This is a genomic window from Paenarthrobacter sp. FR1 (assembly GCF_051106045.1).
GTDB classification, from domain to species: Bacteria; Actinomycetota; Actinomycetes; order Actinomycetales; family Micrococcaceae; genus Arthrobacter; species Arthrobacter nitroguajacolicus_A.
This window is the reverse complement of the sequence record NZ_JBPFSF010000006.1, coordinates 329,856-335,934: the sequence shown is the minus strand read 5'-3', so window position 1 is coordinate 335,934 and position 6,079 is coordinate 329,856. Positions and strand designations below refer to the sequence as shown.

Sequence of the window (6,079 nt, the reverse complement as noted above, 5' to 3'; positions counted from 1 at the left end):
TCCGCGATCAACGCATCAAGGGACTCAATCCACTCCGCGGTCTCTTCCGGATCACGATCAGGCAGCTGGGCAGTCAACCCGCTGAGGATGTGTGAGGTCTCTTCTCCTGCAGCCACGTCCAACCTTCCTTTAGGCGCATGCATCGGCGCCTCAGGTCTGGCAGGGTAACTGCCCGTCGTGAACGCGTCGTGTGCGACATCTCGGTTTCAACAGCCCGGTCGGATGCGCCGGGCAGGTCTTGTGAGCGCATGGCTGCCCAGTAGAATTCTGCGGGGCGATCGCCCTGCAGCCATAACGCTCATGGCCACTCTAGCTTTCGCGGCGCTGCGATGCGTAGCCGCGAGCCCCGCAGGGCGTTGTATGTCACACCCAGCAGGGTTCCGTGACGGAAAGCACTCGATTGTCACGGCCCCGAAACGCCCTAGGTGGTGCGGAATGTGCCTCATGGCAGGGACAATGGCTTGAAGCACACGCCCAAAGGGTGTTGGCTGTTAGTAATGGAAGTCACTTCAAAAGGAGGAAACGTGAGCGAGGCCGACGCCGCCACATCGGTAAATGTGGCGGAACGAATGGGTTTCAAAGATGGGGATCTGATTCAGGAGCGCGGCTACGACGACGACGTCGACTTCGACTTGCGTGACGATATTGAAGATGTCACGGGCTCCGAGCTGTTGGATGAAGACGATCATGACGTTGTAGATGCTGTCGTCTTCTGGTGGCGGGATGGCGATGGTGATCTTGTTGATGCCCTCATGGATTCGCTCACCACGCTGAAGGAAGGCGGAGTTGTCTGGGTTCTGACCCCCAAGTCAGGCCGCGACAACTATGTTTCTCCAGCCGACATCCAGGATGCCGCGCCTACGTCCGGCCTGCACCTCACCACTTCGGCCGGCGTGTCGAAGGACTGGAGTGCCACGCGCCTGGTGCCCAAGAAGAACAAGTGACGGAAGTCCGACAGGCGCCTGCTTCGGTGTTCGTTCCTGGAATAGGGCAGCCTGCACCGGAATTCGAACTGCTGAACCAGTACGGTGAGCCCGTCCGTTTGTCGGACTACCGGGGCCGCAACGTTGTTGTGGTGTTTTTCCCTTTTGCTTTCTCCGGCATTTGCACCGGAGAACTGTGTGAGATTCGCGACAACATCGCCGCCTTCAAGGATTCGAACGCCACCGTGCTGGCGATATCGGTGGACAGTAAATTCGCCCAACGTGCCTACGCAGAGAAAGAACGCTTAGACTTCGACCTTCTGGCCGACTTCTGGCCGCACGGAGCGGTAGCGCAGGAGTATGGCGTTTTCGACGCCGAGAGTGGGATGGCACTGAGGGGTACATTCATCATCGACGTGTCGGGAATCATCCGTTATGTCGTGGTCAATCCGCGCGGCCAGGCAAGGGACTTCGCCGAATATCGGCAAGCCCTCTTGGCGCTGGGCGAACACCAGCCGTGAGCCGCACCAGACCCGGAGTGGGTATGACGGGTTTTGCCAGCATGCCGCCTGCTCGCGAGGTGCAGCTCGATTCCGACGAGCTGGCGGCCATGAGGCCGGCCCTGGAAATTTTGGGCGGCAGGCGCCTCGCTGTGCTGACGGGAGCCGGGCTGAGCACCGACTCCGGTATTCCTGATTATCGAGGACCCGGATCCGCGCCGCGCAACCCCATGACCTTTCAGGAGTTCATCGGCAGTGAGGCCAACCGCCGCAGGTACTGGGCTCGGAACCATATTGGTTGGTCCCATCTCCGGCACGCCGATCCCAACGCCGGACATGCCGCCGTCGCGCTGTTGGAGCGTCGGGGCCTGATGACCGGGCTTATCACCCAGAACGTGGACCGGCTCCACGAAGACGCAGGAAGCATCAATGTGGTGGACCTCCACGGACGCTTCGACCAAGTGATCTGCCTGGACAACGGGCATACCTTCAGCAGGCGGTTGATCGCAGCCATTCTTGAGGAAATCAATCCCGGCTTCCTGGAGGCTGCGGTGGAATCGGGGGTGGTGGAGATGGCCCCTGATGCTGATGCCACGGTTGAGGATCCGGAACTCATCACCTCGTTTGTCATGGCTGTCTGTCCCGTCTGCGGTGGGACGCTCAAACCCGACTTTGTCTACTTCGGCGAGAACGTGCCCAAAGGGCGTGTAGCACGCGCCTATGGGATGGTGGACGAGGCCGATGCCCTGCTCGTGGCGGGATCATCCTTGACGGTACAGAGCGGCTTGCGTTTCGTTCGTCACGCGGCAAAAGCCGGAAAGCCGGTAGTCATCATCAACAGGGGCACCACCCGTGGCGATGAATTTGCCGTGCTGAAACTGGAGCTCGGAGTGAGCGGAGCCTTGGACTTTCTGTCGCGCACTCTGCCGGATCTGCCAGAGGCTTCTGAACCGATTGGCGTTTCCGGCAATTGATCATGTAGAGTCATTGTTCGTTGGTTGAAGCGCTGAAGCAGTGAATAAGCACTGGGGAAGCGTCAAAACCATTGATTGGGTCTTTAGCTCAGCTGGTAGAGCGCCACGTTTACACCGTGGATGTCATCGGTTCGATCCCGGTAGGACCCACCATAGAAAAACCCCGTCGATTCAAGCCAAACGGCTTGGAGGGCGGGGTTTTTTGCTGCCTGTGAACTGTTTCCGGAACCGCCTTAAATGTCGGAGCTGGCCCCTAGGGTTTCGTCCATGGAACACGTGTACATCCGCACAACTGCCCAAGGACTCCCGGCCACCGTAGTGAGGGGGAGCCGGGAATGGCAGATTGCAGTGGAGCCAGTCCGCTGGTTTGAGCGCGTCTCATGGTGGGAAGCGTCCACGCGTATGCCGCGGGGGCAGGGTCGAGTGGACGTAGAGGTCTGGCAGGTCCAGGTTCGTTTGGGTGGCAATGTGAGGTCAGCCCTCGTCACTTGGCAACTGGTGCGGGACGGTTCTGGAGGGGGCTGGAGCCTGAGGGGCGAAGAAGCCGCTGTGGCGTAGCTATCCGCGCAGGAAATGGATGAGCTCTCCACCACGACTATTGGGGGATGCCGCGGTGGAGAGCTCGAAAATGAATATACAGCGAACTCTTGGGTTTGGAAAGCGGAGCAGTCTGGCGTTGCCCACACAACGGGGTGCCGCCCCATAACACCCTCCAGTTGCCCCCTTAAGTACCGACCAGGCCCATCCCAGTGCCACTATGATGGGTAGTGTTCAGCAGATTGAACGAACAGATTGCTCTGACGAAGGAGAATCATGGCCGATTCCCGCACTACCCGCTCCGAAGGGCTGGGCGCGTCGTCGCCGGCACCTGCTGTCACCCGCGCTGCCGCTGTGCTCGAAGCCCTCGCAGGATCGCCTTCCGGGCGTCTGACACTGAGCGATCTGTCGCGCGAACTCGGGATTCCAAAATCCTCCACGTCCAACTTGCTCCTCGCGCTGGAAGAGGCACGCCTGATCACCAGGCAGGGCGCCGACTTTGCGCTGGGGCGAAAGCTCGTTGAACTGGGGGCCGCCTACCTTAGTCGCCTCGATGAGGTGCAGGAGTTCTATAAATACTGTGAGCAGGCGCCCACTCTTTCGGGTGAAACCGTGCGGATCGCGATGCTCGACGGCGATCATGTCATTTACCTCGCCCGCTATGAGGGTCACCCTGCGGTCAGGCTGACATCCAATATCGGTGACAAAATGCCCGTCTCGCTCTGCAGCGTCGGAAAGGCCCTCTTGGCGCAGTTGCACGATCACGACATTGATGGAATGTTCCCGGACGGCATGGAACTGCCCGTCATGACCGCGAACTCCTTGCGAACAGCCGAGGCGCTCAAGGAGCAGATCAAGACCATCCGCAAGCAGGGGTTCGCCTTCGAGGACGAAGAGTCCACGGTGGGTGTTGTATGCCTTGCCGTGCCGGTGCCCACCCACGGGGCCCACGGCCCCAGCCTGGGCCTGTCCGTAACGGCCCTGAAGGCTACGTATTCGGAGGAGCAGGGCGCCCTCATGGTCAAGGAGCTCAAGGAGCTTGCCCGCTCTTTGGGTAATCCAATGGGCTGACCAAATAAATCTGATTACAACCTTGGCAGTAAGTTCAACAAGCTGTACTCTGTTCATCATAGTGATCTTGGCGGTGATGCCATCGCTATCTCGCTGGGCCAACGGGGGCCCGGGGTGATTTTGAGGGAGTGCTTGTGATAACTCGTACTAATGCAAAGCTCGCGGCTGAGGCCGACGACGCTGTAGTTGAGCCGGAACAGCTTCGGCGGGCAACGTTGGCCAGCTCGGTTGGTTCAGCCCTGGAGTACTACGACTTCTACATTTATGGGCTTGCTTCGGCACTGATCTTCGGACCACTGTTCTTCTCGCCCTTGGGCCCTGATGGGGCGCTGATTGCGTCCTTCGCAACCTACGGCGTCGGCTTCGCTGCCCGGCCGTTTGGTGGGTTGTTCTTTGGCTACATCGGCGACCGGTTCGGCCGGAAGATGGTCCTGATCCTCACCATCGCCTTGATGGGAACGGCAAGTTTCGCCATCGGCCTGCTGCCCACCTTTGAACAGGCCGGAATGCTGGGAGCCGTGCTGCTGGTGGCTTTGCGCATCGTCCAGGGTCTTGGCGCAGGTGCTGAGCAGGCAGGCGCCACCACCTTGATCTCAGAGGTGGCTCCGCGCCGTCGTCGTGGTTTCTTCGCATCCTTGCCGTTCGTCGGCATCCAGTTGGGCACGCTTCTGGGCGCGGGTACTTTCGCGCTGATCGCCATGGCGGACAAGTCCGTCCTGCAGGGCTGGCTGTGGAGGGTGCCCTTCCTGGCCAGCTTCATCCTGATTGCCGTCGCCATCTTCATCCGGCTGAAGCTCAAGGAAACGCCTGCGTTCCAAGAGTTGGAAAAGCACAAAAATGTGGTCAAGAACCCCATCGGTGAGCTGTGGAGGCATTCCAAGAAGAACGTCCTGATCGGCATCGGCCTCCGAATGGGTGAGAACGGCAACTCCTCGATCTACTCCGCGCTGCTGGTGTCGTTCATGAGCATGCCGGCAGGCGTCTTTGCTGGAAACAACTCCATTGGCCCGGTTGGGCTGCTGATTGCCGCTGGCTTCGCTGCCGTCATGGTGGTCACGTTCGGCGCGCTGTCCGACCAGTACGGTCGCGTTCCGGTGTACCGCTACGGTGCCCTGTTCCAGGCCATTATCGCCGTCCCCGCGTTCTACTTGGTCACCTTGGGCAACGTCACCCTGGTATGGGTAGTGATGGCCGTGGGTATCGCCATCGGTGTCCAGTCGATGCTTGGGCCTCAGTGCCCGCTCCTGCCAGAGCTGTTCGGCTCGCAGTACCGCTTTACGGGTGTCGCCATGAGTCGGGAGATCTCCGCAGTCCTGGCTGGCGGCCTCGCGCCCCTGCTCGGCGCGCTCATGCTCGCTGCAACCAACCACTCGTGGCTGGTCCTGGCCATCTACTCCCTGGTCCTGGCCCTGATCTCCTTCGTGACCACGTTCTTCACCCCGGAGACAGCCGGCCGCGACCTCGTCAGCACGGAAGACGCAAAGTAGCCTTCGCGGTCCTTCCCAGCAAAGCAGCGCGGCAGCCTCCCGGCGGAGGGTGCCGCGCTGCTTTGTGAGGTGTGGCCATGTGCGGACGGACTATTCCTGCCCGGCCCGCGGCGGCTTGAAGACGTTTCCTGAAAGCGGCGAGGCAGCGAACCAACCTGTGCCTTCTTCAGGTGGGTGGGCTGCAAGGGCGCGGGAGATCCTGTCTTGTTCTGCGCGCGCCGCGGCTACGAGGGCATCGAACGCAGCAACGGCCCGTGAGTTGGGGGATTTCGTACCGCGGAACCGACGTGCCACTGCGTTTTCCTCATATGGAGTGAACTGGACTTCGTAGCCGTCGCCGAGTTCATCGGCCAAGCGTTGAGCCAAGCGGTTGCCTTCAGCTGCGTAGAAGGAGGGCAGGTCCGGCGCTTTCCAAGCGAAATCGCGCGTCAACGAGTCGTAGTAGAACTGCTCCCAGTCTTTGAGCTCCTGTTCCAGGGATGGTGTGAGCCCGGCGAGCTCGTAGTCGACAGGCCGGTCGAGCCACAACACTGTGTCTGCATAGTCCGGAAAGATGCGCACAATCGCAGGCTTTTCCATAGGAGGAT

Annotated in this window: 7 protein-coding genes and 1 tRNA gene; 7 read left to right on the top strand and 1 reads right to left on the bottom strand. The window is 60.5% G+C overall.

Features of this window, described 5'->3' with window-relative positions; translation table 11 throughout:
• Positions 1-524 precede the first annotated feature (524 nt).
• From ACR30Z_RS14420 to ACR30Z_RS14390, 7 genes are all read left to right on the top strand, one after another.
• Positions 525-944 (top strand): DUF3052 domain-containing protein, encoded by a 420-nt coding sequence (locus ACR30Z_RS14420; RefSeq protein WP_026542347.1) that lies wholly within the window; start codon positions 525-527, stop codon positions 942-944.
• Positions 941-1,444 carry a peroxiredoxin gene (locus tag ACR30Z_RS14415; protein WP_434373191.1) on the top strand — a complete coding sequence of 168 codons (504 nt, stop codon included), beginning with the start codon at positions 941-943 and terminating at the stop codon, positions 1,442-1,444. Before ACR30Z_RS14420 ends, ACR30Z_RS14415 begins: the two co-directional genes overlap by 4 nt.
• A complete protein-coding gene (locus ACR30Z_RS14410) occupies positions 1,441-2,397 on the top strand; it encodes an NAD-dependent protein deacetylase (protein WP_434373190.1) in 957 nt (318 codons plus the stop codon). The genes ACR30Z_RS14415 and ACR30Z_RS14410 overlap by 4 nt, the downstream gene beginning before the upstream one ends.
• A 77-nt stretch (positions 2,398-2,474) precedes the next feature.
• A tRNA-Val gene (locus tag ACR30Z_RS14405) sits at positions 2,475-2,550 on the top strand.
• Positions 2,551-2,664: 114 nt separating this feature from the next.
• The gene (locus ACR30Z_RS14400; protein ID WP_434373189.1) at positions 2,665-2,955 is read left to right on the top strand and encodes a hypothetical protein; all 291 of its coding nucleotides are present in this window, start codon (positions 2,665-2,667) and stop codon (positions 2,953-2,955) included.
• Positions 2,956-3,210: 255 nt separating this feature from the next.
• A complete protein-coding gene (locus tag ACR30Z_RS14395) occupies positions 3,211-4,005 on the top strand; it encodes an IclR family transcriptional regulator (protein WP_144651292.1) in 795 nt (264 codons plus the stop codon).
• Positions 4,006-4,133: 128 nt separating this feature from the next.
• Positions 4,134-5,492 (top strand): MFS transporter, encoded by a 1,359-nt coding sequence (locus tag ACR30Z_RS14390; protein WP_434373187.1) that lies wholly within the window; start codon positions 4,134-4,136, stop codon positions 5,490-5,492.
• A 90-nt stretch (positions 5,493-5,582) separates the two neighbouring features.
• On the opposite strand, the gene ACR30Z_RS14385 is transcribed toward ACR30Z_RS14390, so the two are convergent.
• Positions 5,583-6,071, bottom strand: a complete 489-nt coding sequence (locus ACR30Z_RS14385; protein ID WP_144651296.1) for a hypothetical protein — start codon at positions 6,069-6,071, stop codon at positions 5,583-5,585.
• Positions 6,072-6,079 lie beyond the last annotated feature (8 nt).

Coding starts and splice junctions, on each gene's coding strand:
- ACR30Z_RS14400 (WP_434373189.1), top strand. CDS start 2,665: ATGGAACACGTGTACATCCGCACAACTGCCCAAGGACTCCCGGCCACC.
- ACR30Z_RS14395 (WP_144651292.1), top strand. CDS start 3,211: ATGGCCGATTCCCGCACTACCCGCTCCGAAGGGCTGGGCGCGTCGTCG.
- ACR30Z_RS14385 (WP_144651296.1), bottom strand. CDS start 6,071: ATGGAAAAGCCTGCGATTGTGCGCATCTTTCCGGACTATGCAGACACA.